The following is a 223-nucleotide window of genomic DNA, read 5'->3' on the forward strand; positions in this document are numbered from 1 at the left end:
TACCATCGGCGCTAGAGAGCTTAACTTCCGTGTTCGGTATGGGAACGGGTGTGACCTCTCTGCCATCATCACCAAACTATTGAAGGTATATTCCTTCAAAACTAGATAACATTCATGTAGTTCTTAGCGTAATCTAGCTCCAACGGCTAGATCCTCCGGTCATTTCACCACCCTCGGTCGAAGCAAAAAACGCTTCTCGGTCGGGGGTTCCAATGCCCTACGG

Annotated in this window: 1 rRNA gene; it reads right to left on the reverse strand. The window is 48.9% G+C overall.

Features of this window, described 5'->3' with window-relative positions:
* A 5S ribosomal RNA gene (gene rrf / locus MR063_RS21675) occupies window positions 1-76 on the reverse strand; the annotation flags it as partial.
* Window positions 77-223 lie beyond the last annotated feature (147 nt).

Source organism: Bacillus cereus group sp. BfR-BA-01492, from assembly GCF_022662815.1.
Classification (GTDB): domain Bacteria; phylum Bacillota; class Bacilli; order Bacillales; family Bacillaceae_G; genus Bacillus_A; species Bacillus_A cereus_BD.